The sequence below is a fragment of the Oceanobacillus sp. CF4.6 genome, assembly GCF_051262635.1.
GTDB lineage: Bacteria > Bacillota > Bacilli > Bacillales > Amphibacillaceae > Oceanobacillus.
Window position 1 is genome coordinate 87,240 of the sequence record NZ_JBIMEX010000015.1, and the last position, 20,592, is coordinate 107,831.

Consider the following 20,592-nt stretch of genomic DNA (forward strand, 5'->3'; position numbering starts at 1 on the left):
TCACTACTCACCACTTCCACCAAAGAAATCAACCGATCCAGCCGTAGCCGTTTTATTTTCCTCGTTTATTTCCTCAATCAACTTAAGCGCTTCTTCTTCGGTTAATCCGTGAAGCTTCATGATTGCTCTTTTCTTAGATGTTAGCTTGCTACTGACTAACTGAATCTGTTTAGCCTGCTCTGCATTTTCATCCTCTACAATGGAATCATCAAATGTGACCGTTATTTCATAATCACTTGGACCGTTATACAATCCGTATAACTTAGCAACCGCGATAATCGATTCAATAACATCTTGTAATCCAGATTCAATAATGATTTCATGTGATTTCTTAGATTTAAATGTCTTGCTGTTCTCACTAACAACTTCTGTAGCTGTTTTAACACTCTGTCCATCAAAGCTGAATGTTCCTGCTGAAAATCCTGTCTGCATAGCAAATAGATTTAATAAAGCATTAATACCAGAAACGTGCTCATCAACCCTTAAGGTAATGTTAATGTCTTTAATCTCATCCGAATCCATACCGGCGCCTTTGAATGCTTCGTATGTTTCGTCAGTAGCATCAAAGTACCGATGCATCATTTGAGTTTCTGGATCAACTACAGATTTAATCATTTGGGCAGGAACTAAGATTCTCTTTTTCCCTAATCTGAATTCTCGATGGAAACTATCAAATGCAGTATCGATGGCTTTCATTGTGTCCAGCGCATTTGCATAGATGCTTATCCCTATTGGCGATTGTGTATCAATGTTGTTAGCTGTGTTTGGCTTGAAGTAAGTGAATATCGATTTAGATAAGTTATTAATACGTACTTCTTCTTCTAAATCAGGGAATAAAATATCAAGAGCAACCGGAACCCCTAATTCATTGCCTTTCGATTCATATAATTCATTCTTAATTACATATACGTTACCTTCCCACACGTGCCATTCAAGATGGGTATATTTCTTGTCGCCTTTCTTATATTCACTAGGGAAAACGGCTTCTGTAATGGTGTCATTCTGCCACGATAACGGAATGAAACAATCAGCAGTAACAAAGGAAATAAGAATCTTGTTGTCTTTTACATACGGCTTAATAACCATGCCTCCGTGTGCAAAATTGTATTCAACATAGTCCTGAAACTTTTTATTAAACTTATTACGCTTGAATACTTCGTCAATTAATGCAGAAGCTCCGTTATTTCCATCACCAATACTAATCTCACACTTTTCATTGAACACTAGACTAGCCATTTCAGATGCTACTGTTTTAGCCATCATCAGAGTATCCATCTTGCGTGTTTTTTGACCTTCGATAGTGTTGTAGCTTATCTGATGGAATGGTTCGTGATAGCCTTTATATAAGTCCTTCCACACGTCGATGTTGTTGTACATTTCTTCATTAAGTGAAATATCTTTGTGCTCGCTTATCTTCTCAATCCCTTTAATTAATCCCAATCGATACAGACCTCCTTTCAAGTAATCTAGTAACTTCCTGAACATTGCATCACCACCTTATATGACGTAATTCCTGTAAAAATAATTAATGCTGTATCTGAACTCATCCATAGCGTGGTTAAAGTCATCAATTGGATTGCCGTTATCATCCCTGGTATACATTCCAATTTCTTTTATGAAATGATAATGATCGTATTCGTTATTATCCACCAGGAAAAACTGCTCATTAGTAATTGCATTCTGTGAGCGCTCAATACCTACCTCAATACCGCCGCCTTTTTGCTTTGCATCAACAGCATTGTTGTCAGCTCCCGTTGTATCAATTCCGATTAGATGTAACTCTTCCCTTAATGATTTACAGGCCGGATCCACGAAGAAATTAGAAAAGCGCATCTGATATTTATCAGTGCACCATTTGACGAACTCTTTTATTTCCTTTGCATAGGTACTCATAGCTTTGGTTTGACCTGTATCGGCTCCTGAATGGTAATAATGAGCAACCCGGTTTAATCTCATTTTGCCGTTATGCCTGGTAACGATGTTGCAGCTGCATGAAGTAGCATCCGATTGGCCGCCATCAGCTTCGAAATACATTTCATAAGGTTTCCCCAGCAATGCATTCTCTGAATTCCTTCCCGGATCAAACATCGAATAGATAACGCCTTGTGGTATTGTCCTTTTGCCGAACCAGTCACGTTCCAATAAATACGGATTCTTTTTCAATGTTTCATAGATATCTTTCTTACGCTCATCGGTAATAATCGGATTGTCTTGTATCGTCCAGTGCGTCCAACGCGTTTTCTGTACGTCGAATACTTCTTTAATGACTGGATGGTTTGGAGGTGGTGGATTTAAATCGGCGATATGAAATCTATCTTGTGCTGCCATTGTTCGCCGGAAGCACTCTTGTATAAAGCTCATGTGCAATAGGTTAATCTCACCAAATGCAACAGACCCTAGCGACATACCAGTAATGGCACCAACGCTATTTGCTTTAGCTCCACCTTTGTAATAAATTTTCTTTACGCCATTATTCGTATGGACCTCTAAATGATCGCCGTGCTCATCGTGCTTTATCTTTCCTAAGTTGCCGAATATATGCTTTAATCCAGTACCATCACCATCGATAAAGAGCCTGAATGCTTGCTCCTGGTTATAAGCGCTGACTAAATGGTTTGCGTCTCTTGAATTGATATAGTAGTAAGCTAACCTAAAATGAATAGCAGTTGTTTTCCCACTTCTCGGCGTTCCCTCTTGCACTTCTAATCCCGAATCAAAAGGCGCTTTAACTATCTTCTTTTGCTTAGGTGATAATGTTATATTCCTAGTCATCTTCATTCACCACTCGAATTAACTCATTTAACAAGCTTGTATCTTTTACTTCACCTTTAATGAGTTTCGTGCGCTCTTCAAGGAACTCAATCTCAGCTTTTGTTTTATTGTTCTTCATTTCCAATGCTTTCAGCTGTATTTGTAGTTTAGGGTCAAACATGCCTATATGCTTCCCTATTAATTCAGTTGCTTTATTAGCTCCATTACTATCGAACTGATACTCACCAGTCGGAACCATTTCTTTTTCTTCATAATCAAATGTCATTACTGGCTCAGCTTGCATGGATCTATCCGATATATCTTTCAATCTTTTAAGGACCCAATACGCATCAAGCTCTAATTTCTCAGCACGTTTTTCCTTCAATTCCTTTATGCGCGCGGAAACCTTAACATTTGCTAACAGTCTCGATGCCTGAGCATTTGCCGTTTTCTCACTGTAACCTGCTCTAATAGCTGCCTGAGTAGCATTCAAATCAATGACATATTCATTTGCGAACATCTCTTGTTTTGCTGTTAATTTAGCCATTTAAGACATCACCTTACCCCCTAATTTTCTGTTTTTGAGCAAAAGAAAAAGCACCTCATTGGGTGCTTCAAAAGAATTTCATTTTACTTTCGACTGCTAATTGTTCGTTCACTGTCTTCAATAACTTTTTTTCTATCTCTCTATTGTTTTCTACAATCACATGAGAAACGGCTTCAATTACATTGTTGTCGGTAATTCCTTTTTCTTTTAGCCTGGCAACTATCACTTCATACTCTAAGCCAAGTTCACTCATTTTATCACCTCCCGCTTACTGAACACATTCGACAAATAGGAGGATATTCCTTCATTTTTCCTTATATTCTGTTACCCACTGCTCATTGTGTTCACCTAATACTACCCAGCTAACACGATATAAAATATATTCGTCTGTCTCTACTATAATTTCCAACGATCGTTTAATCTCTAAATCATCCATGTAGCACCTCCGCTTGTCCTATTTCGACAAACAAAGATACTTTCCTGTTTTAAGTGCTATTTAAGAACGCTATTAATTATTGCTCTCGGACAGTGTGTTTGACCTCGCCTGTCCTGCCTTCCATTTTACCCTACATTTTTCTCTAATTTCAAATCGTTCAAGAAATGGCATTTTTGGCATAGTTGGCATAACATATCTTCTTTCATATCCCTGACTTTGTTTCTATTCATGGAAAGATGGTCCGCAATAGATCGATAGCTCATACCTTCCATCATGCAATCCAATATAATCAGCTGGTACTCATCCTCAAGGAAATAATCTAGAAGCTCGATGCCTTGTACCTTTTCTTTATATTCCTTCCAACGGTTATATAAGCGCTTTTCTCTTGCGTCCATGTCATCCATTTCAGCATAACTCTTAAGGTTTGTATTCGGTTTTGGTAGTGTTGCTTCTACTCCATATTGAGCAACACCTATAGACTTGGTATGCGCTCTTGTTCCCCATAAAATACTATGCAACCTATCTAACTCTTTCTTTCTCCAATGGTACTGATAAATGAGATCCTCGACTTGTTTGTTATTCATTCCGACCCCTCCTCAAAATAAAAAGGCAGCAACGGAATCCCTCAATTCCATCACTGCCCTGATTGTTTCAGTAGCAAATTATTCTTGTGTTGTTTCACATTGTTCGTCTGTAATTCTAATCGTTGTTTCTTTCCTTAACTCAAACATATACACTTTGTATTCACCGTTGCTCTCGGCATCTTCAATCCCAGCAATAGCTTCGTTATAATCTTTTTGTGCTCCTTCTTTTGTGTCGTGAAAAATCATATCTCCCGAATCACTGTCATAAACCATCCAATTTTTACTCATTATATCTCCCTCACTTCGTATACTTAACCTCATACCTTCCTAATTTCCCAGCTTCCCATTTCTGAACAACTTCCCCAAATCCTGTTGGCGGTTTATCCAATTTTTCAAGTTTGCCTTGAAGCACTCGATAAACTGCATCCTCATTCAAACTAACCTCTGCTTTATTCTCCACCTGATGACCTCCTAGCTTGCTAGTAATTTTTCTTTAAAGCACTTATCACAAATGTGTTTATAATCTCCTGTTGAGTTTTTGCACTCTACACAAGTATTTCTCATGAAATATTCCTCCCAACATGTTGGCGTAATTTATCGTTTTCTTCTCGCAATCTGTTTAACTCATTAATCACTTTTGGAATAGTAGACTTGACCTCGTTTAATGCCATTTCGTCTTTATAATCCATTGCATAAACCGAATGCACTAGTTTATAAGCTCTTTCTAATTCAGGAATCACGATTGAGCACCCTCTCGTTATATTGATTTCCGGCTTCCGCATATGGTTTAATTGCATCCCAAACCCCTTTGACTGCTTTTGCAACCTCCGGAAAGACTGTAGCAACTTCTAATTTCAGATTCATGTATTCCTTTATTTCAGCATTATTAAGATCGGTGATTTTCTTATCTTTAAAATATTCCATTCTTGAATTTAGGACTTGTAAATATTCTTGAGTTAATTTCATTTAGCTTCCTACCTCTCCGAAAATATCCGTATCTTGTATTCTGATTTCAACCCTAGGATTATCGCTGTAATATTTTGAAACTTGTAAGTCCACTATCTGACTATCATCCTTGTAAATGATTCCGTTTAGAGCGTCTTCAATACCCTTAGCGTAATTGCTACCGTCTGGCTTTGTTACAGGACGTTTTAAACCCGATAAATAAAGCTCTCTATCCTTTTTCGTTGTGCTCTTAGGTATTTGTCTATAAATTTTCATTTGAACGCTCAGTGGTGCTTCTACTGGAATCTTTGGAGCGTATTGTTGAGCGATAAGAGAGACATACTGCTTATATTCTTTTGATTCCTTTGGATCATAAAGAACGGTGCTGCCTTTCTTTTTCCCATATCGTATTTTTCCTGCCCTGGGACGACCTTGCGGAATCGGCTGCCCTGGTATCGTAAACTCAATCATCAGTTCACCTTCTTTTCATAAATGGCTTCCCAATATATCGCTTGGTCCGTGTCGCTATATTCAAAAGAAACACCGTCACGCTTGAAGTTCTTATAATAATGGCCTGTTTTCTGCAATTTCCTTACACATTCATAACCTAACTTTTCCTTTTCGATGCATTGAATTACAGCCTGATACTTATCAACTTCGCGTATTCTGCTTAACCACGCCATTGTCAACCAACCTCTCAGCCATTTTTACAGCGACTGCAGCGACTTCTACTAATTCCTGATACAAGTTATCCGAATCCGTTTCTTTTACGTTGTCCAGCTTGTTCTTGGTTTGTATGGCTTCTGCAACTTCTCCCATTTCTTCAGCAAGAAAGATGTATAGCATTTCCATTGGTGTTTCTTTTTGTTCGCCGTGAAGATAAAACTGCCTTTCACGTTCTCGATGTATGTCATTAAGTACCTTTGTTCGTTTCATGAGTCCTGAGTTAAATTCTGTTGTTTCTTCATGTGTTGGTAGTTTCATTGTTTGCCCTCCTATGTTGCAATTTCTGTCACACCTGCACTAAACCCTTCCTACCCACCTGCATACTCCACAAGTAAGCAATCTCCTTGGCTTCTTCCAGGTCATAAAAATGATAGGCATCCTCTATGTTTTTAGTAAAAGTGAAATGATGCATAATCATGGAGTCATAAGCGATATACTCATGGATAATGTCTGGTAGCTCACCTTTTACTTTCGATGCTTTCATGACGGTGTTATAGATGATGTATTCCACGTTAGGATCCAACACGCTTCACTTCCTGCGCCCGCTTTAACCTCTTGTTATATTTCCTCAACTTCTTCATCTCACTTTTTAAAAACTCAACTTCCCTGTTATCATCCTCTTTCAAGCTGATGTTCATCGATTTCAACAATTCTTCCAATTTAGGAATAGATATTGTCTTTTGGTTAGCCAGTGCATATTTAAGTTTCTTTTTGGCTTCGTGGTGTTTCATTGGATTCACCTGCCAAGGCTTGCTCCATAGCCGAAACAACCATCTTAATTTGTCTCATTTCGCTTGCTTGTAAATACTTAATACCGAACTTCAAAGCCTGTCTGTATTTCAATATTTCTTCGTTCTTCTCTCTAATCTGTTCAATCAGGAAACCGTTGTGTGCGCTGTATTCGTTACATATCTTTTTCCATTGTTCACTCATTCCGATTCCCTCCCCATGAATGGTCTTCTTATTTTGCTTTTTCTCGCCTGATGGAACAGTGCCAGGAAAACTTCGTCCGGATCCCTGTTATATTTCGCTGCAATGTACTCGATTGATGCTCCCTTGTTCCAGCTTTTGGTCACTTCTTTTAGTTGATTCCTTGGAAATGCAAGTTCTAAATCCTCCAGGACATATTCATAACCGCCTGTTTCCGGTAACATGGGAACACTTCTTACCGCCGTGTTCATACAACCTCACGTTTTCTGAGATATTCTCTCGTTTCTGCAGCAGTCATTACCGCCTTATCACCGACAGCGCTTTTGTTATGCATATTCCAGTCAACCCATTTTTCCTCCGTTTCCTGTTGGCTGTCTTTTGGATCAAATACCATTACTGACTTCATTCCTTGCCACATGTTAAACCGCCCCTTTCTCATATTCTTCAATGCTGATATCCATTGCCTTTGCCATTGCTTTTGCTTTTCGGTAATTAGCAGCACGATTGGAAATGCAGTTGTTGTTACCGATTAACCTCCACCAAGTACGCCCTTTGTCATCTAGTTTGTAGGCTGTCTTGTCGCTTGAAAATTCATCAGGTGTAATGTTCGACGTGTACCAAATTGGCTTGTTAGCACGCTCTCTTCCGTTCACAATCTGAAATATCCAGTCCTTTTCTTCATCCGATAAACGCTGACTGCTCATAAAGTCATCCCAGATAAGCAAATCTGCATCCAAACAAGCGCCCATAATCTCCTGGAAAGACTCTTCATTTTTGAAATTTTTTGTTGCAAATAACCTGCTGAATAAATCCTTTTCGGTGATGAGGATGACTGCATAGCCTTTTTTGATTAATTCATTACCGCCTGCAGCTGTTAGGTGACTTTTGCCATTACCGGTTTCGCCAAAGATAAATACTCCCATCTTTCCGCGTTCCTTAAAGTTTTCAACTGCTGACCTTACTTCCTCATACGAATTCTCTGTACCTTTGCGAGCTTTATAGTTTTCGAATGTCATAGATTTGATATCTTCCATGGAGCTACTCAGTCTAAGTAATTTATTAATCTTTAGTTGCCTATCTTTAGATGCCTGATCTCGTTTGAAATCTTCCATTTCTTTAATCTTGCAAGGACAAGCACAATGTACCCAACGCATCTCATCTTTGAATGGATGCTTAATCTGCGTTTGTGGCTTGTCCTCTCCGCAAATCTCACACTGGAATGGCTCTGGTTTACTTGTAGAGTTTGACATGCCTGCTTTTGTTAGGATGTTGCTCATTACTTGTTCCATTGCCACTTGATTCACCACCATAGTTTGGTATTTTTACCACGTTATCTTTATAAGACTTATTGCCTGATTTAAATTCCGTTTCATATTTCCGTGCATCCTCAATCGTTTTAACACCAGCTTCTTTCCATTTCTTCAAAACGCCTTCCGTAAAGTTAACGCCCTTGGCTTCTGCTTTCGCTGAAACTTTCATAGCAGCAAGTAATAGATCCGCACCCCATTCGTCAAACCACTGAGTAATTAATTCGGTATTAAAAGGGGAGTCAGTAACTCCACGTTGTAAATTGCTTTGGTAAAATCCCATGACCTCGGAAAATTCCTGTTCGCTACTACTACTACTACTACTAATATCTTTAATGTCTTTAATCTTTAATGTCTTTAATACTGTCTTTAGAGAGCTGTAATCACTTACCACAACTATGTTTGAGTTACCTCTAGGTTGGTATTTCACTAACCTCTTAGTTAGTGTTTTACTAACCAACTCACTCTTAAAGGTTAGTGTTTTACTAACTTTCTTTTTCTTGGGAGTTAGTGTTTTACTAACTTTTTTACGGTTCAAATTGAGGTGAATAAGGCTGTCGAATTTTTCAATATCCCAATTCTTACTAGGTGTAATTTGCCATATTTGATAGTTCTTATTGATGCTAAAGACCATTGTTTTTTCATCCCAATTTAAAACCGAACATTCTCTAAGGAAAACCAATTCTTTTTTGATATCATTTTTATAAATTCCGACTATCTCGAATTGGTTAAACTTATCTATCAGGCAATCCTTTTGCCCTGTTCCGTACGATAACCGCCAAATGAATAGAATTAAATTTAACTGTCTCTTACTAAAATCTCTTCTTAAAATTTCATTCCATAATTCATTTGCTATTTTAATAAATCCATTTTCCGTTTGAGGACTAGCCACCTTATTCACCTCCATACCTAAGCTATATAAACAACTTTCCCGGTAATCTCCTGTATTTCCCTTTTAAATTGTTCCTCATCGCTGTTACTGTCCGATAAGTGCAGCAAGTGGACCTCCTGGACCTTTGATAAATCATTGGCTTTTAAAAATTCCTTTACATTCTCTAAACTAAAATGCGACTTAACAAGTCGTTTTTTCATTCCTCGATGAACTCGTCCAGAATCAATGTTTTCATTTAGAATATCCATGCTGTAATTACACTCAATTAGAAGGTGTGTTAAGCCTTTAAACTTGTAACGGATGTAATAGGTATCTGTTGCGAATAAAAGCTTCTCACCTTCTTTATTTACAAGCAGAAACCCGAATGGTTCTGATACATCGTGTTCAACATCAAAAGGTAATATGGTCCAGCTGCCTATTTGGAATTGCTTTTTTGTTTCAACTTTTTTAACCCTGTGATGATTAACTCCGATTGCCTCCGCCGTACCAGGCGACATGTAACAATCAATCCCTGCCTTTAATGCATCGTTTAAGCCTGAACAATGGTCTTTATGTTCATGTGTGACCAAACACCCTGCTAGATTGCTAGTCTTAAAATCTAGTGCTTTTCTGATTGATTTAAACGGTATCCCACACTCTAGGATTAAAGGGGAGCTACCATCTGTTACGTGGTAGCAATTCCCTTTAGATCCAGAAGCTAGAGTTTTAATCTCAATCATTAGAATGCAAGTCCTTCATCTTCTTTTTTATTAATTTCGCCAGTTACTTTGTCTACATCCAATTCCTCTGGTTCTGGTTCAACTTCCGTATAGTCACCCTCTGTGATATCCAATTCTTCTGCATTAGCATTCTCGCTAATTTGTTGTTTCGCTTCCTCTTCAGGTGTTACATCAACACGATTATTGTCGTATTCATTTTCGGTTGAATTGTTAATCGCTTCTACAAGAAGGTCACTATCGTCACTTGTATTAATAAAGGCCTTAGCAGCACGATTAATAACTGTACGTTTTGCCATTTCTTGTGGGAACTTATTTTGTACATTTTTTGTTTTACCTTGACTCCAAGATGCGTCGATTTCTTTTTTCGTCATAACAGTCAATACTTCTTCATCTTCACTGGTTTTAACAACTGCATAAGCTCCTAAAATATCGTTATCTCTATTCAAGAAGTTAGTTTCATGCTTCAACAGCTTTTCGCGTCCGCCCGCAATCTCATAATCAAATACATCTCCATCAAAGATCACGTTTGCCCATATATCCTTTACATTTGTTAATCGCTTAAGAACTGCCTGTGTGCCAAAATAAGAACGATTAAGTTGTAGTTGAGTGCCATAAACAATGAAATAGCATTGTGTTTTAGCAGGACTTAAACCTTGAACTACCATATCTAGCAAAGTGTTGGCTATTGATGCTTTAGTGCAAACTTCAATGGCTGGTTTCCCATTACGATCTTTAACTTCTTGCAGTTTAAAAAACGCACTTTTTAAAGCATTGCTTGCATTATAGTTAGCAGGAAGTTGCAGGCCATCTTCCTGCAACCTTCCTAAACTTTGATTCACATCATCCGTGATATCCTTTTGAATTATTGCTACTTGATTTTTACTCATTTACGCCACCTCAACCTTTTCTTTAGTTTCAACTCTTAATTGCTTGTCTGACTCCGAAACAACTAATCCTATAATCTGTGAATCGATATCAATCAATCTAGTAATGCTCTCTGCGTTATCGACGAATATAGGAGCCTGTACGCCGTAATGCTTAGAAAGCGTATCGATGATATCTAAACCGACATTAATACGTGCTGCATTGTTTAATCCGGAACTATAAGGAACACCTTCATAAGTTGTCTCGCATATTTCCTCGATTCCACCGTTAATGTTTTCTTTGAATAGATTGAAACGGGCATATCTAAATTTGCTATTAATCTTATCTTCCAGGAGGTTTACTTTCGCCCGGATAAATTCTTCTGTCAGGTGTAATTCAAGCTCTAGTTGTTCATATTCAGATGCAAGCTCTTTCTCCTGTTGTTCCAGTTCACTAATTCTGCCTTTTGCTCTTTCTGATTCATTCAAAGCGCTTAGATCAGCAGATAAACCGTTATGTTTTTCTTTTAATCCTTGAATCTCTTGTTGTACTTGTTTAACTGATTCCTCTACAGATGCCCGCAATTGTTCGATTTGTTGCACTGTCGCTTGTCTGTCCTGCATAAGAGTGTTGTAAGAAGCATTCTCTGTAATTGGCTTAACAATCGATTGAGCTTCTTTTATCCTGCTTTCAAGCTTCACTACAGCCTTTTGTTTTTCTTCTATCTGACTGTTTAACTTTTCAATCTCATTAACAGTGGATTCATTTTCTTCTTGAATCGATTTCAGTTTGTTTTTTAGCTCAACACCCTTTTGATTAACGGTTTCAAGTAGCTGTGACTTATTCCGATTAAAGTTAGCTTTTACTTCTTCCAATTGTTCCTCTGGAAGATCTTGTCCACACGAAGGACAGCTGCAGTTTGATTCATGGTCAAATTCCTGTGCGCTTTGCTCTTTCCATTGGTTCCGCAACGTTTGCATTCTATCTTCTATATCCTTCATGTTGGCATCATTCATGCCCTTACGTTGTTCGAATGAACTGACTCTGGATTGTAGTATGCTTACATTGGATTGTTCTTCCTGGAGCTTCGTTTTTAAGCCGTACACCTCTTGTTGTCCCTGTTGAGCATGTTCATTTTTTACGCTGGAAATCTTTAAATCAATATCACTGATAACCGCATTTAACTTATTGACCTCGCCGCCGTTACGAATGTTGTTAATTTGTTCAAGCTTTGCGTCCATTTCATCAGAAGCTGTTTTCATGTGACTGATAACCTGCGATTTATTAAGTCCGTTTATATCAGGTAATCCCCTTGATAATTCATCAATCCGAATTGGTATTCTATCAAGCTCCTGATTAATTTCTTTTCTCTTAGCAGCAATAACCTTTTTGTGGTCCTCGATGCTACGTTTTCCCAATACATCAATTAATTTCTTCAAATCCGGATTAGATGTTATAACATCTTCGGCTGTAATATCTCCGGCAATTTCTAGCAATAGATCCCGACGTTCATTTTTCCCTAACTGTTCATTAAAAAAGGATGGATTAGTTAAGAGTTTGAATATGTTTTCATCTACAATGGAAGCAACCTTTTCTTCGAATTCCTTTCTCTTACTTGGTACACCGTCTACAAAGTAATCGGTAGTGTGCCCTGAAAAATTTGAAGTTACGGATCCACGCTTCTTTGTCCATTTTTCCTTGTAGACTTTTTTCAGTGTTAATGGAGTGTTATCTATTTCCAGTGTTGCTTCCACTTCATGGTCCAACTTGTGGAGCACCTTTCCATTTTGCAGTGTCTTAATCTGGAAATCCTTTTTGTTCTGGCTATCTTTATCGAATAAGAGCCATACAAATGCATCGAACAAGGTTGTCTTTCCTGTAGCGTTATCACCAAATACCTGAACATTTTCACCCGCAGCATTTAATTCAAATTTCCCAACACCTTTAAACCGATTTAGTTCAAGGTTTATTAATTTAAGCTGTTTCATATCTCATTTCCTCCATTTCATTTTGGTAGTAGTTCACTAAAGCTTGTAAATCATTTATTGTTCCATTTGAAGCAATCGTTTGAGCTACTGATGCAAAGAGTAACTGTCTGTTTAATGGGTTAGAATCAACTGTCCTAGCATCAACGTAATATTTAACAAATCTATTCATAGTAGCCTCCTTGTGTTTTATAGAGGAATCTCTTATAATGGGAGTACGTGATAGTTTAAAAGAATCCGTTTCGACAATGGCCCTTTCCTGAGGGTCTATTTTTATGGATTTTTTTCCATTCATTGGATGGTTCATTTTAATCTTCCTTCCAGATGATAACTTTACTAAAATCAGCGCATAACGAACTTTCAGAATAACGATTTGTCTCCGCCATCAGATCATTAGAAGAAATTTTCCCGTGAATGGTGTTAAAATCTCCATTTTCATCTTCAAAAGAAACGTGAGATATTCTGTTGCTTTTTTGGTACCAATCAATAGAACTAACAACGTACTCATTTCCCCAAAGGTTTATTTTTGCTCTCATGTTATCCCTCCTTTCGAGTTTCCTTACCACAAACAATGCATTTGTTTGTATAATAGCTATACCGATGAATATTTCTAAATCTGCAATCAAACCAATGTTTAATTCGCTTCATCCCAAATCCTCCTTAACTGTTTGTTAATGCATAAACCATTGCGGTATAAAGAAATCCAAGTGACCCAGCAAAAGCAATGCGATAAAACCAATTTACGAATCTGTTACTCATATCCCTAACCTCATGGCAGCAATGGTCTTATTAACCTGTTGTTGCCCTTCAATCTGCTTGAGCAAAAACCAAGCTTTATCGTATAATTTCTTTTCTTCCTGCATACGGGCGAGTTCTTTCAATGAGCGAGTAGCATTTTCGTAATAGGCTGCGGCTACTGCGTAATTACCAATTTCAAAGTTACTGTCTGCCTGTTCTGTGCAACATTCAAAGCAATCTATTTCTTTTTCTGCTCTTTCTTTATCTGCTAGTAAAAAATCTGTCATGATATCCCTCCTATAAATGATTAATAATGATAAATAACAACGGTACTGCTCCTAACAAAACTAAATATTCATCGTTTGCTTTACTCATAAGATGCCTCCTAAAAATATCGTTGCTACGTCTGTCAATTGCGTTAGCATGTCGGCCACAGTCGCAACATCTACGTTTATTATCAAAGCGACTAGCATGTCCTGAGAATCTGTTTGTTTGGCCCACTTGATAGCATCTTCTAAAGTCAATTTCATTTTGTCGCTTTCCAATTTTGATACATTGCTTCTCGCTATATGGAGTTCTTCTGATAGTTCAAGTTGTGATTTCCCAGCTCCTTTTCTCATCCGTCGTAAGACTGCCCCAAATTCCACTGCTTACACCCCCTTCCTTTATGTTCCGAATCAGAACATTTTAAGGAATCTATCAACCTGTTCTATTTCCGAACCCAATTACTAGATTGATAGACTTATAATAGAGCTACCGACCTCCCTCAAGGTTAAATTGCTTGTTTAGCTTGCTGATCTATCCAATTCATTAATGCTGAATATGGTATTCTGATTTTTCGCCCATCACGGATGAATGGGAATCTTGTATGTTCTGCCTGATGAATCAGCTCATAAGTCTTGTTTAAGCCAAAATCTAGTATTTTTGCTGCTTGTTCGACTGTTAACATCTTTGGTATTTCTTGATGTCCGTTTGAATTTAATAAGCACTTGATATCCTCCAGGTGCTTTTCATTTTCTTCACGGATGATTTGGCGGATGGTTTCTTCGAATGACATTTACATACCTCCTATGCATTTTTGATAAGTTTTTTATCATTGATACTAAAAAAAAGATCTGGGAACAATTTGCGCATGTCTTTTTCAAAAAACCGCTCATATTTTAACATTGTTTCCCTGCCTGGGTTTACAACGCCCTTCTCTAGCTTACGAACGTAAACAGTTGATATATCTAATTCTTCAGCTAGTTGTTGTTGTGTCAATCGGCGTTTGTTTCTAAGTTGTAAGAGTAATTCACGTTTCATTTTGTCACCTCTTTTTGATAAGTTTTTTATCACTATCTACAATATACATGATAAGTTTTTTATCGTCAACACTTTTTTGAAAAATATTTTATCATAGATAAAAAAGTTATCACATTTAGATTATAATGGAGGTGATAGAGGTGATTACATTGGAAAATAAGAACGAAATTTTCGGTAAAAGATTGAAATTATTACGTAATAAAAAAGGAGAAAGTCAAGAAGATGTCGCTACCGCATTAGGCATTTCTCGAGCGAGGTATTCGCACTATGAAAACAATCACGTTGAACCTGATATAGATTTGATAAGAAAATTAGCGGATTATCATAAGATTGATACTGACTATTTAATAGGTAGATCAGACAATCCTAATAAGGATATTGATAATGAAGAAATAGAAAGAATCATCAACGATCCACAAACAAACCTCATGTTTAAAGATTGGAAAAACATGAATGAAGAGCAACGTCAGGAAGCTCTCACCATGATTAAGTACATATTATATAAAGATAAAAAGGGGAATTAGATGAAGCGAATTATATTTTTTCTATTGACGATCACCACAATTTTCGTAATAAGTGCTTGTGGCAGTGAAGATAACTCCGCAGAAGTTGATTTAACAATGGAGACAGAAGCAATCGAAAGTACATTAACTGTAAGTGGCGAAACAAATCTCCCAAACGGCACACTATTAACATACGAAGTATCTCATTTAGATGACTTTGAAAAATATTCCACTGGAGAAATTGAAGTAATTGATGGAGATTATCATACTGAAATAGATATAAGCGATTGGCCAGAAGGCGATATTAATGTTTGGTTAGCATTTCAAACTATACTTGGTACAACTGTCGAGCAACCAAAAGAAGTCATAGAAAAATATGGGGAAATGGGAGAGAACCTCGAAGGCGACAATGTAACTGATGGTGATATGAAAAGAATTGAACTTGAAGAAACCGTTTCAAAATAAATTCAATATAGGTGTGCATTAACTTGTACACCATATTTTGTACATTAAAAGGGAACATACATTCTGTTTAAAGAGGTGATGGCAATTAATTACACGCATTTGGAAGATTGCATCAATGCATTATACAAGACAATGCGAATCAATAAACCACATCAGTTAGAGATAACTCAAATTGCTAACCATTTACAATTGAAAATACATTACTCATCTTTCAGCTTAAGAATGGGTAACGTTATTGTTCTCCGTAATTCAAGCAAGCAGAGAGAGTGGCAATCATTCGGGCATGAAGTTGGTCATTATCTCGGACATGAAGGAAACCAAATGAAAATGTTTTATATGTTTCTAGAACTACAGGAATGGCAGGCGAATGCATTTGCTTATCATTTCTGTGTTCCGACTTTCATGTTAGAAGAAATAAAGAATCCTACAGTCTATGAAGTCATGGATCTATTCAATGTGGAATATGAATTTGCGATGAATCGCTTAGAAATGTATGAAAGGAAGATGTATGATGCGAGGATCTATAATTAAACGTGGAAATAAATACTCCTATGTAATTGATATAGGAAGAGATCCGGTAACGAAAAAACGGAAACAGAAACGTGTATCCGGTTTTACAAGTGACAAAAAAGCCAGAAAAGCCATGACAGAAATGATTGCAGAATTAAATAAAGGCGGCTATATAGAGCCGTCTACAGAGTCTTTAGGAACATACTTGGATAATTGGCTTAAGCACAAAGAAAAACGTGTAGCGCATAGCACCTATTTACATTATAAGAGCTATATTAATAATCATATTAAACCTGCGTTGGGTGAAATTAAGGTATTTGAATTGAATGCCAGACATGTACAACGGTTTTATGATTCATTATTAGATGTAGGGGAATTATCCGAGCGATCTATCCATCACGTACACCGGATATTATCAAACGCGCTGGACTATGGAGCCAAGCTAGGAGATATACAAAAGAATGTAGCAAAGGCAGCTGAACCGGCAACAGTCCGAAAAAAAGAAATGAAATACTGGCCCATGGAAATATTATCGAAGTTTTTAGAAGCTACGAAAGAAGAACGGTTTTATATTGCTTGGTACATTGCTGGATTTACCGGAATGCGCCAGGGAGAAATACTTGGTCTAAAATGGGATAGTGTGGATTTTGATAATAAGATCATCTATGTAAGGCGAGCATTAAAATTGGATGAAGGGAAATATATTATTGCAGATTTGAAAAACAATGCGAGTTATCGGTCCATAACAATATCTGATAGTGATGTGAGGGAATTAAAGCAGCATAAGAGAAAGCAGAATGAAGAAAAGATGCTTGCTGGTGAAGGATATGAGGATAGTAATTTAGTGATTGCTACATCGATAGGTACATTTTTGCTACCATCCAATCTCGGCAGAGCATATCGACGTTGTTTAAAAGAAACTAAAATAGATAAGATTCGCTTTCATGATTTACGGCATACACATGCTTCTATGCTATTTACGCTTGGTACACATCCTAAAATAGTACAAGAGCGTTTAGGACATTCCTCCGTACAAGTAACCTTAGATACGTATTCGCATATGAATCCAAACATGCAGGAAGCTGTTGCAAAATCATTAGAATTAGCATTTGAAAAAGAGGGTAAAAATAAGAACAAGGATTCGCTTTGAAAAGCCGTTGTGACCATTCCGTGACCTATCCTAATTTTGAAGTGCTGTAAAGCTATGGCCCCGGCAGGATTCGAACCTGCGGCACATGGTTTAGGAAACCAATGCTCTATCCCCTGAGCTACGAGGCCTTATTTTTAGAGAACAAATACCATTATACTAAAAATTAACTAGATTGGAAAGTAAATTCTTTATTCTTATAGTAGAAGAAAGCAATATGTGATAAAATAAGCACATCTGTCTATGTAGCAGTGATTGGAGGAATAGCGATGACAGAAGTGCCGTTCATTGCAATTGAAGGTCCAATTGGCATTGGTAAAACATCCCTCGCTAAGAAGCTATCCAGTCATTTTGATTTTCATTTACTAAAAGAAATTGTTGAGGAAAATCCATTCCTTGGCAAATTTTATGATGATATCGATGAATGGAGTTTCCAGACGGAAATGTTTTTTTTATGTAACCGATACAAGCAATTGGAGGATATTGAGAAGAAATACCTAAAATCTAACAAAGCAGTAATTGCTGATTACCATATATCAAAGAATATGATTTTCGCCAAACGTACATTGCAAGAGGATAAGTTTGAAAAATATGAGCAAATATATCAGATTCTTACAAAGGATATGCCTTTACCTAATATGCTGATATACCTAAATGCAAATCTAGATACCATTTTGGAACGAATACGTTTGCGTGGCAGGGATATTGAGCAAAACATCAAGCATTCCTATTTGGAACAGCTTGCAAGCGATTATGAAAATTTTATGAATGAATTTGAATTGTTACACCCGGAAATACCGGTCATTCGGATTAATGGAGACGAAACGGACTTTGTACATTACCAAGATGACCTTGATCAGATTATTGAAATGGTAAATCATGATTTAACCGATGCAGTGATTAAAAGATAACAAAGGGGAACCATATATGAACTTAAGAGAAAAGTACCATATCCGAAACGACAGTGTAATAACCATTGCTGGTACTGTTGGGGTTGGTAAATCAACGATGACGAAGGCCTTGGCAACTTCTTTAAACTTTAAAACCTCTTTTGAGAAAGTGGACACAAATCCATATCTCGAAAAATTCTATGATGATTTTGAACGTTGGAGCTTTCATCTTCAGGTTTACTTCCTTGCAGAACGATTTAAAGAACAAAAGAGGATATTTGAATATGGTGGTGGATTTATACAAGACCGATCGATCTATGAAGATACAGGGATTTTTGCAAAAATGCATTATGACAAAGGAACGATGTCACCAACTGATTATGAAACATACAAAAACCTGTTTGATGCAATGGTCATGACTCCATACTTTCCCCATCCAGATCTCCTTATTTATTTAGATGGATCTTTCGATGAAGTTATAAGCAGAATTCAGGTGCGTGGACGCCAAATGGAAAAAGATACTCCCGTAAGCTATTGGGAAGAAATGTACAAACGTTACAACAATTGGATTGATAATTTTAATGCTTGTCCAATTTTACGAATAAATATCTCTGATTATGACTTGATCAAGCAGGAAAATTCCATTGAACAGATTTTGGAAAAGGTAGGCCACTCATTACAACATTCCAGCCGCTATACAAGAAAACAACTATCAAGGTAAATCATCATCTAAAGAAAAAGAAAGCTCCTAGAATATAAACTGTACCCTTTGTCAAGGACATTTAAAAAAAGACTAGGCAACGTTATGAAGATGATCTCTGTATTGTGCAGGGGTCATCCTTTTTAAATCCCATTGGTACCTATAGTTGTTGTAATAGGTCATATAACTCTTTATCTCCCTTTTAAGTTCTTCTAAAGTTGCACATGGTTTAATGTGAGCCTCATCCTTAAAATGCCCAAAGAATGACTCTTGTGGGGCGTTATCCCAACAGTTTCCTCTTCTTGACATGGATTGACCTAATCCTAACTTCTTGACGTGCTTCTGGAAAGTAGGACTAGTGTAGTGTCCTCCTTGATCAGAGTGAATAAAAGCATCCTCTTTTTTGTTTCTTCTTAGTTTTACTAATGTATCAGTGGCTAAATCTAACGTAATTCGGTCCAGCACATGGTAGGCCAAAATCTCATTAGTTGACCCATCTTTAATGGTGGATAAATAGGCTTTTTGTCCTTTTCCATAGTATAAATAAGTGATATCCGTGAGTAATACTTTCCCTGGTATCTCTTGCTTAAATTCTCGGTTTAATAAGTTCGGTAAGACCCTGTTGTCACTTTAGGAGTTATTTTGCACCTGTTTTAACCGATATTTTGCACTTACAGAATGTCCCATTAACTATATTTAGTGACGCTATGCGGGAGATAGTCCCTGTGCCTCCAGCCAGCACACACACCTTCCAAAAATGGAGGAGATTTCCAAATGAAGATGCGCTGGAACGCTTCCTGGTCACGCCATTTCTGAACTACAATCACCAGTGAATGCTTAATTTCACCATCCTTGACCCTGTTTTACTCGTGGTAGAGTGATCTCAGCGAAGAGGTAAAAATAAAGCCAATCAGGCTCTTTCCACCTTCACGAGGGTAGCACGAGTTTATTGACACATCCCGTTTCAAATTTCCACAAGACACTTAATATGATTGTCTCAATCATTTTTATTTAGCGAGAATAACTTAATAGTAAGTAAGCTCTTGATTACTAATTTATTGAGGGAGGAATTATAATGAGCTACGGATATGGCGGAAGCGGATATGGTGAAGGCTTTGCGTTAATCGTTGTGTTGTTTATTCTGTTAATTATTGTTGGTGCAGCATGGGTGAAGTAAGCTTAGAAAGTAAGCAGAGAGCGTTATAGAGGGTAATAATGCTAAAGCATATTCATTCTTTGTAAATTCTCATATCATCTTTGCAGGAGATAAAGAGACAATGTACCCGAGCATTATAAATCAATGAGAATGAAGCATTTAAAAGAATCACCTAATAAATTATTGGGACTGGATAATTTCAAGTCCTTTCTTAAGTGTTCCCAATGGAAAGGGGGTGATATAAATGGGAATTCGCAAACCTCGTTTTCTTTATGTTGCAAACAGTGGCGATGACACAGTAGAAATTTATGATATTACCAATCCTATAGCACCTGTACGAGTCGGAGAGTTTAATGCCGGAAATTTAAATGCCCCTTTCGGATTGGCGATTACAGGGACCACGCTGTATGTAGCAAATTTTGGCAATGACACGGTAGAAATTTATGATATTACCAATCCTACAGCACCTGTACGTGTAGGAGAGTTTAATGCCGA

The 20,592-nt window shown here is 37.3% G+C and carries 36 protein-coding genes, 1 tRNA gene and 2 pseudogenes; 8 read left to right on the plus strand and 31 right to left on the minus strand.

From position 1 onward, the window contains the following. Positions 1–3: 3 nt before the first annotated feature. The 29 genes from ACHABU_RS18390 to ACHABU_RS18530 all read right to left on the minus strand — a co-directional run bounded on the left by ACHABU_RS18390 (position 4) and on the right by ACHABU_RS18530 (position 14,726). Positions 4–1,485, minus strand: coding sequence for a phage portal protein (locus ACHABU_RS18390; protein ID WP_435766421.1), 1,482 nt, complete (start codon positions 1,483–1,485; stop codon positions 4–6). A gap of 12 nt (positions 1,486–1,497) precedes the next feature. Next, complete coding sequence (locus ACHABU_RS18395; RefSeq protein ID WP_435766422.1) at positions 1,498–2,772, minus strand: PBSX family phage terminase large subunit; 1,275 nt, start codon at positions 2,770–2,772, stop codon at positions 1,498–1,500. Continuing rightward, positions 2,765–3,298 (minus strand): terminase small subunit, encoded by a 534-nt coding sequence (locus ACHABU_RS18400; protein WP_435766423.1) that lies wholly within the window; start codon positions 3,296–3,298, stop codon positions 2,765–2,767. The genes ACHABU_RS18395 and ACHABU_RS18400 overlap by 8 nt, the downstream gene beginning before the upstream one ends. A 67-nt stretch (positions 3,299–3,365) precedes the next feature. Further along, on the minus strand, positions 3,366–3,551 hold the full coding sequence (locus ACHABU_RS18405) for a hypothetical protein (protein ID WP_435766424.1): 186 nt from the start codon (positions 3,549–3,551) through the stop codon (positions 3,366–3,368). A gap of 51 nt (positions 3,552–3,602) precedes the next feature. Further along, a complete protein-coding gene (locus tag ACHABU_RS18410) occupies positions 3,603–3,734 on the minus strand; it encodes a hypothetical protein (protein WP_435766425.1) in 132 nt (43 codons plus the stop codon). A 125-nt stretch (positions 3,735–3,859) separates the two neighbouring features. Then, positions 3,860–4,318 carry a sigma-70 family RNA polymerase sigma factor gene (locus ACHABU_RS18415; RefSeq protein WP_435766426.1) on the minus strand — a complete coding sequence of 153 codons (459 nt, stop codon included), beginning with the start codon at positions 4,316–4,318 and terminating at the stop codon, positions 3,860–3,862. A 78-nt stretch (positions 4,319–4,396) separates the two neighbouring features. Then, positions 4,397–4,606: a hypothetical protein gene (locus tag ACHABU_RS18420; protein ID WP_435766427.1), complete on the minus strand. Its 210-nt coding sequence runs from the start codon at positions 4,604–4,606 to the stop codon at positions 4,397–4,399. Positions 4,607–4,616: 10 nt separating this feature from the next. Beyond that, positions 4,617–4,778, minus strand: coding sequence for a DUF3954 domain-containing protein (locus ACHABU_RS18425; RefSeq protein ID WP_435766428.1), 162 nt, complete (start codon positions 4,776–4,778; stop codon positions 4,617–4,619). Positions 4,779–4,878: 100 nt separating this feature from the next. Then, entirely contained in the window at positions 4,879–5,058 is a 180-nt protein-coding gene (locus ACHABU_RS18430) for a hypothetical protein (RefSeq protein ID WP_435766429.1), read from the minus strand. Next, positions 5,048–5,284 (minus strand): hypothetical protein, encoded by a 237-nt coding sequence (locus tag ACHABU_RS18435; protein ID WP_435766430.1) that lies wholly within the window; start codon positions 5,282–5,284, stop codon positions 5,048–5,050. Before ACHABU_RS18435 ends, ACHABU_RS18430 begins: the two co-directional genes overlap by 11 nt. Then, positions 5,285–5,734: a RusA family crossover junction endodeoxyribonuclease gene (locus ACHABU_RS18440; protein ID WP_435766431.1), complete on the minus strand. Its 450-nt coding sequence runs from the start codon at positions 5,732–5,734 to the stop codon at positions 5,285–5,287. It abuts the gene before it with no gap. Next, on the minus strand, positions 5,734–5,946 hold the full coding sequence (locus ACHABU_RS18445) for a hypothetical protein (protein WP_435766432.1): 213 nt from the start codon (positions 5,944–5,946) through the stop codon (positions 5,734–5,736). Before ACHABU_RS18445 ends, ACHABU_RS18440 begins: the two co-directional genes overlap by 1 nt. Beyond that, entirely contained in the window at positions 5,915–6,247 is a 333-nt protein-coding gene (locus ACHABU_RS18450; RefSeq protein ID WP_435766433.1) for a MazG-like family protein, read from the minus strand. The genes ACHABU_RS18445 and ACHABU_RS18450 overlap by 32 nt, the downstream gene beginning before the upstream one ends. A 28-nt stretch (positions 6,248–6,275) precedes the next feature. After that, complete coding sequence (locus ACHABU_RS18455) at positions 6,276–6,515, minus strand: hypothetical protein (protein WP_435766434.1); 240 nt, start codon at positions 6,513–6,515, stop codon at positions 6,276–6,278. Further along, positions 6,502–6,720, minus strand: a complete 219-nt coding sequence (locus ACHABU_RS18460; protein WP_435766435.1) for a hypothetical protein — start codon at positions 6,718–6,720, stop codon at positions 6,502–6,504. The genes ACHABU_RS18455 and ACHABU_RS18460 overlap by 14 nt, the downstream gene beginning before the upstream one ends. Beyond that, the gene (locus ACHABU_RS18465; protein WP_435766436.1) at positions 6,689–6,922 is read right to left on the minus strand and encodes a hypothetical protein; all 234 of its coding nucleotides are present in this window, start codon (positions 6,920–6,922) and stop codon (positions 6,689–6,691) included. Before ACHABU_RS18465 ends, ACHABU_RS18460 begins: the two co-directional genes overlap by 32 nt. Next, a complete protein-coding gene (locus ACHABU_RS18470) occupies positions 6,919–7,143 on the minus strand; it encodes a hypothetical protein (RefSeq protein ID WP_435766437.1) in 225 nt (74 codons plus the stop codon). Before ACHABU_RS18470 ends, ACHABU_RS18465 begins: the two co-directional genes overlap by 4 nt. A gap of 23 nt (positions 7,144–7,166) precedes the next feature. Then, positions 7,167–7,337: a hypothetical protein gene (locus ACHABU_RS18475; RefSeq protein ID WP_435766438.1), complete on the minus strand. Its 171-nt coding sequence runs from the start codon at positions 7,335–7,337 to the stop codon at positions 7,167–7,169. A gap of 1 nt (position 7,338) precedes the next feature. Next, on the minus strand, positions 7,339–8,208 hold the full coding sequence (locus ACHABU_RS18480; protein WP_435766458.1) for an ATP-binding protein: 870 nt from the start codon (positions 8,206–8,208) through the stop codon (positions 7,339–7,341). Beyond that, the gene (locus ACHABU_RS18485) at positions 8,150–9,118 is read right to left on the minus strand and encodes a replication protein (RefSeq protein WP_435766439.1); all 969 of its coding nucleotides are present in this window, start codon (positions 9,116–9,118) and stop codon (positions 8,150–8,152) included. The genes ACHABU_RS18480 and ACHABU_RS18485 overlap by 59 nt, the downstream gene beginning before the upstream one ends. A 17-nt stretch (positions 9,119–9,135) precedes the next feature. Further along, positions 9,136–9,837 (minus strand): MBL fold metallo-hydrolase, encoded by a 702-nt coding sequence (locus tag ACHABU_RS18490; RefSeq protein WP_435766440.1) that lies wholly within the window; start codon positions 9,835–9,837, stop codon positions 9,136–9,138. After that, positions 9,837–10,724 (minus strand): recombinase RecT, encoded by an 888-nt coding sequence (locus ACHABU_RS18495; RefSeq protein ID WP_435766441.1) that lies wholly within the window; start codon positions 10,722–10,724, stop codon positions 9,837–9,839. Before ACHABU_RS18495 ends, ACHABU_RS18490 begins: the two co-directional genes overlap by 1 nt. Then, positions 10,725–12,689 carry an AAA family ATPase gene (locus ACHABU_RS18500; protein ID WP_435766442.1) on the minus strand — a complete coding sequence of 655 codons (1,965 nt, stop codon included), beginning with the start codon at positions 12,687–12,689 and terminating at the stop codon, positions 10,725–10,727. Beyond that, positions 12,676–12,993 carry a hypothetical protein gene (locus tag ACHABU_RS18505; protein WP_435766443.1) on the minus strand — a complete coding sequence of 106 codons (318 nt, stop codon included), beginning with the start codon at positions 12,991–12,993 and terminating at the stop codon, positions 12,676–12,678. Before ACHABU_RS18505 ends, ACHABU_RS18500 begins: the two co-directional genes overlap by 14 nt. 1 nt (position 12,994) lies before the next feature. Continuing rightward, positions 12,995–13,222 (minus strand): hypothetical protein, encoded by a 228-nt coding sequence (locus tag ACHABU_RS18510; RefSeq protein ID WP_435766444.1) that lies wholly within the window; start codon positions 13,220–13,222, stop codon positions 12,995–12,997. A gap of 219 nt (positions 13,223–13,441) precedes the next feature. Further along, complete coding sequence (locus ACHABU_RS18515; RefSeq protein ID WP_435766445.1) at positions 13,442–13,711, minus strand: hypothetical protein; 270 nt, start codon at positions 13,709–13,711, stop codon at positions 13,442–13,444. A gap of 84 nt (positions 13,712–13,795) precedes the next feature. Continuing rightward, complete coding sequence (locus tag ACHABU_RS18520; protein WP_435766446.1) at positions 13,796–14,071, minus strand: helix-turn-helix domain-containing protein; 276 nt, start codon at positions 14,069–14,071, stop codon at positions 13,796–13,798. Between the two features lie 125 nt (positions 14,072–14,196). Further along, complete coding sequence (locus ACHABU_RS18525; RefSeq protein WP_435766447.1) at positions 14,197–14,481, minus strand: helix-turn-helix domain-containing protein; 285 nt, start codon at positions 14,479–14,481, stop codon at positions 14,197–14,199. Between the two features lie 11 nt (positions 14,482–14,492). After that, positions 14,493–14,726: a helix-turn-helix transcriptional regulator gene (locus ACHABU_RS18530; RefSeq protein WP_435766448.1), complete on the minus strand. Its 234-nt coding sequence runs from the start codon at positions 14,724–14,726 to the stop codon at positions 14,493–14,495. Positions 14,727–14,866: 140 nt separating this feature from the next. Between ACHABU_RS18530 and ACHABU_RS18535 the strand changes: the two genes are divergently transcribed. The 4 genes from ACHABU_RS18535 (at position 14,867) to ACHABU_RS18550 (ending at position 17,354) form a co-directional block, all read left to right on the plus strand. After that, positions 14,867–15,250, plus strand: coding sequence for a helix-turn-helix domain-containing protein (locus tag ACHABU_RS18535; protein WP_435766449.1), 384 nt, complete (start codon positions 14,867–14,869; stop codon positions 15,248–15,250). After that, on the plus strand, positions 15,251–15,694 hold the full coding sequence (locus ACHABU_RS18540; protein WP_435766450.1) for a hypothetical protein: 444 nt from the start codon (positions 15,251–15,253) through the stop codon (positions 15,692–15,694). Between the two features lie 78 nt (positions 15,695–15,772). After that, the gene (locus tag ACHABU_RS18545) at positions 15,773–16,225 is read left to right on the plus strand and encodes an ImmA/IrrE family metallo-endopeptidase (protein ID WP_435766451.1); all 453 of its coding nucleotides are present in this window, start codon (positions 15,773–15,775) and stop codon (positions 16,223–16,225) included. After that, the gene (locus ACHABU_RS18550) at positions 16,206–17,354 is read left to right on the plus strand and encodes a tyrosine-type recombinase/integrase (RefSeq protein WP_435766452.1); all 1,149 of its coding nucleotides are present in this window, start codon (positions 16,206–16,208) and stop codon (positions 17,352–17,354) included. The genes ACHABU_RS18545 and ACHABU_RS18550 overlap by 20 nt, the downstream gene beginning before the upstream one ends. A gap of 55 nt (positions 17,355–17,409) precedes the next feature. Here ACHABU_RS18550 and ACHABU_RS18555 read toward each other — a convergent pair. Continuing rightward, a tRNA-Arg gene (locus ACHABU_RS18555) sits at positions 17,410–17,482 on the minus strand. Positions 17,483–17,620: 138 nt separating this feature from the next. On the opposite strand from ACHABU_RS18555, the gene ACHABU_RS18560 reads away from it, so the two are divergent. Next, complete coding sequence (locus ACHABU_RS18560; RefSeq protein ID WP_435766454.1) at positions 17,621–18,262, plus strand: deoxynucleoside kinase; 642 nt, start codon at positions 17,621–17,623, stop codon at positions 18,260–18,262. Between the two features lie 16 nt (positions 18,263–18,278). Further along, complete coding sequence (locus ACHABU_RS18565; RefSeq protein ID WP_435766455.1) at positions 18,279–18,962, plus strand: deoxynucleoside kinase; 684 nt, start codon at positions 18,279–18,281, stop codon at positions 18,960–18,962. A gap of 72 nt (positions 18,963–19,034) precedes the next feature. On the opposite strand, the pseudogene ACHABU_RS18570 reads toward ACHABU_RS18565, so the two are convergent. Further along, a pseudogene (locus ACHABU_RS18570) lies at positions 19,035–19,568 on the minus strand (IS3 family transposase); the annotation flags it as partial. A gap of 448 nt (positions 19,569–20,016) precedes the next feature. Here ACHABU_RS18570 and ACHABU_RS18575 point away from each other — a divergent pair. Together ACHABU_RS18575 and ACHABU_RS18580 are read left to right on the plus strand one after the other, a co-directional pair. Beyond that, positions 20,017–20,118, plus strand: a complete 102-nt coding sequence (locus tag ACHABU_RS18575) for a YjcZ family sporulation protein (protein WP_435766456.1) — start codon at positions 20,017–20,019, stop codon at positions 20,116–20,118. Between the two features lie 247 nt (positions 20,119–20,365). Beyond that, a pseudogene (locus ACHABU_RS18580) lies at positions 20,366–20,592 on the plus strand (hypothetical protein); the annotation flags it as partial.

What these genes read in the sequence shown, in the direction of transcription:
- ACHABU_RS18420 (WP_435766427.1), bottom strand. Translation starts at nt 4,606, where the DNA reads ATGAGTAAAAATTGGATGGTTTATGACAGTGATTCGGGAGATATGATT.
- ACHABU_RS18510 (WP_435766444.1), bottom strand. Translation starts at nt 13,222, where the DNA reads ATGAGAGCAAAAATAAACCTTTGGGGAAATGAGTACGTTGTTAGTTCT.
- ACHABU_RS18405 (WP_435766424.1), bottom strand. Translation starts at nt 3,551, where the DNA reads ATGAGTGAACTTGGCTTAGAGTATGAAGTGATAGTTGCCAGGCTAAAA.
- ACHABU_RS18475 (WP_435766438.1), bottom strand. Translation starts at nt 7,337, where the DNA reads ATGTGGCAAGGAATGAAGTCAGTAATGGTATTTGATCCAAAAGACAGC.
- ACHABU_RS18415 (WP_435766426.1), bottom strand. Translation starts at nt 4,318, where the DNA reads ATGAATAACAAACAAGTCGAGGATCTCATTTATCAGTACCATTGGAGA.
- ACHABU_RS18470 (WP_435766437.1), bottom strand. Translation starts at nt 7,143, where the DNA reads ATGTTACCGGAAACAGGCGGTTATGAATATGTCCTGGAGGATTTAGAA.
- ACHABU_RS18575 (WP_435766456.1), top strand. Translation starts at nt 20,017, where the DNA reads ATGAGCTACGGATATGGCGGAAGCGGATATGGTGAAGGCTTTGCGTTA.
- ACHABU_RS18460 (WP_435766435.1), bottom strand. Translation starts at nt 6,720, where the DNA reads ATGAAACACCACGAAGCCAAAAAGAAACTTAAATATGCACTGGCTAAC.
- ACHABU_RS18550 (WP_435766452.1), top strand. Translation starts at nt 16,206, where the DNA reads ATGCGAGGATCTATAATTAAACGTGGAAATAAATACTCCTATGTAATT.
- ACHABU_RS18525 (WP_435766447.1), bottom strand. Translation starts at nt 14,481, where the DNA reads ATGTCATTCGAAGAAACCATCCGCCAAATCATCCGTGAAGAAAATGAA.
- ACHABU_RS18390 (WP_435766421.1), bottom strand. Translation starts at nt 1,485, where the DNA reads ATGTTCAGGAAGTTACTAGATTACTTGAAAGGAGGTCTGTATCGATTG.
- ACHABU_RS18450 (WP_435766433.1), bottom strand. Translation starts at nt 6,247, where the DNA reads ATGAAACTACCAACACATGAAGAAACAACAGAATTTAACTCAGGACTC.
- ACHABU_RS18435 (WP_435766430.1), bottom strand. Translation starts at nt 5,284, where the DNA reads ATGAAATTAACTCAAGAATATTTACAAGTCCTAAATTCAAGAATGGAA.
- ACHABU_RS18440 (WP_435766431.1), bottom strand. Translation starts at nt 5,734, where the DNA reads ATGATTGAGTTTACGATACCAGGGCAGCCGATTCCGCAAGGTCGTCCC.
- ACHABU_RS18490 (WP_435766440.1), bottom strand. Translation starts at nt 9,837, where the DNA reads ATGATTGAGATTAAAACTCTAGCTTCTGGATCTAAAGGGAATTGCTAC.
- ACHABU_RS18545 (WP_435766451.1), top strand. Translation starts at nt 15,773, where the DNA reads ATGGCAATTAATTACACGCATTTGGAAGATTGCATCAATGCATTATAC.
- ACHABU_RS18530 (WP_435766448.1), bottom strand. Translation starts at nt 14,726, where the DNA reads ATGAAACGTGAATTACTCTTACAACTTAGAAACAAACGCCGATTGACA.
- ACHABU_RS18515 (WP_435766445.1), bottom strand. Translation starts at nt 13,711, where the DNA reads ATGACAGATTTTTTACTAGCAGATAAAGAAAGAGCAGAAAAAGAAATA.
- ACHABU_RS18480 (WP_435766458.1), bottom strand. Translation starts at nt 8,208, where the DNA reads ATGGAACAAGTAATGAGCAACATCCTAACAAAAGCAGGCATGTCAAAC.
- ACHABU_RS18445 (WP_435766432.1), bottom strand. Translation starts at nt 5,946, where the DNA reads ATGGCGTGGTTAAGCAGAATACGCGAAGTTGATAAGTATCAGGCTGTA.
- ACHABU_RS18505 (WP_435766443.1), bottom strand. Translation starts at nt 12,993, where the DNA reads ATGAACCATCCAATGAATGGAAAAAAATCCATAAAAATAGACCCTCAG.
- ACHABU_RS18565 (WP_435766455.1), top strand. Translation starts at nt 18,279, where the DNA reads ATGAACTTAAGAGAAAAGTACCATATCCGAAACGACAGTGTAATAACC.
- ACHABU_RS18400 (WP_435766423.1), bottom strand. Translation starts at nt 3,298, where the DNA reads ATGGCTAAATTAACAGCAAAACAAGAGATGTTCGCAAATGAATATGTC.
- ACHABU_RS18560 (WP_435766454.1), top strand. Translation starts at nt 17,621, where the DNA reads ATGACAGAAGTGCCGTTCATTGCAATTGAAGGTCCAATTGGCATTGGT.
- ACHABU_RS18395 (WP_435766422.1), bottom strand. Translation starts at nt 2,772, where the DNA reads ATGACTAGGAATATAACATTATCACCTAAGCAAAAGAAGATAGTTAAA.
- ACHABU_RS18495 (WP_435766441.1), bottom strand. Translation starts at nt 10,724, where the DNA reads ATGAGTAAAAATCAAGTAGCAATAATTCAAAAGGATATCACGGATGAT.
- ACHABU_RS18500 (WP_435766442.1), bottom strand. Translation starts at nt 12,689, where the DNA reads ATGAAACAGCTTAAATTAATAAACCTTGAACTAAATCGGTTTAAAGGT.
- ACHABU_RS18540 (WP_435766450.1), top strand. Translation starts at nt 15,251, where the DNA reads ATGAAGCGAATTATATTTTTTCTATTGACGATCACCACAATTTTCGTA.
- ACHABU_RS18465 (WP_435766436.1), bottom strand. Translation starts at nt 6,922, where the DNA reads ATGAGTGAACAATGGAAAAAGATATGTAACGAATACAGCGCACACAAC.
- ACHABU_RS18410 (WP_435766425.1), bottom strand. Translation starts at nt 3,734, where the DNA reads ATGGATGATTTAGAGATTAAACGATCGTTGGAAATTATAGTAGAGACA.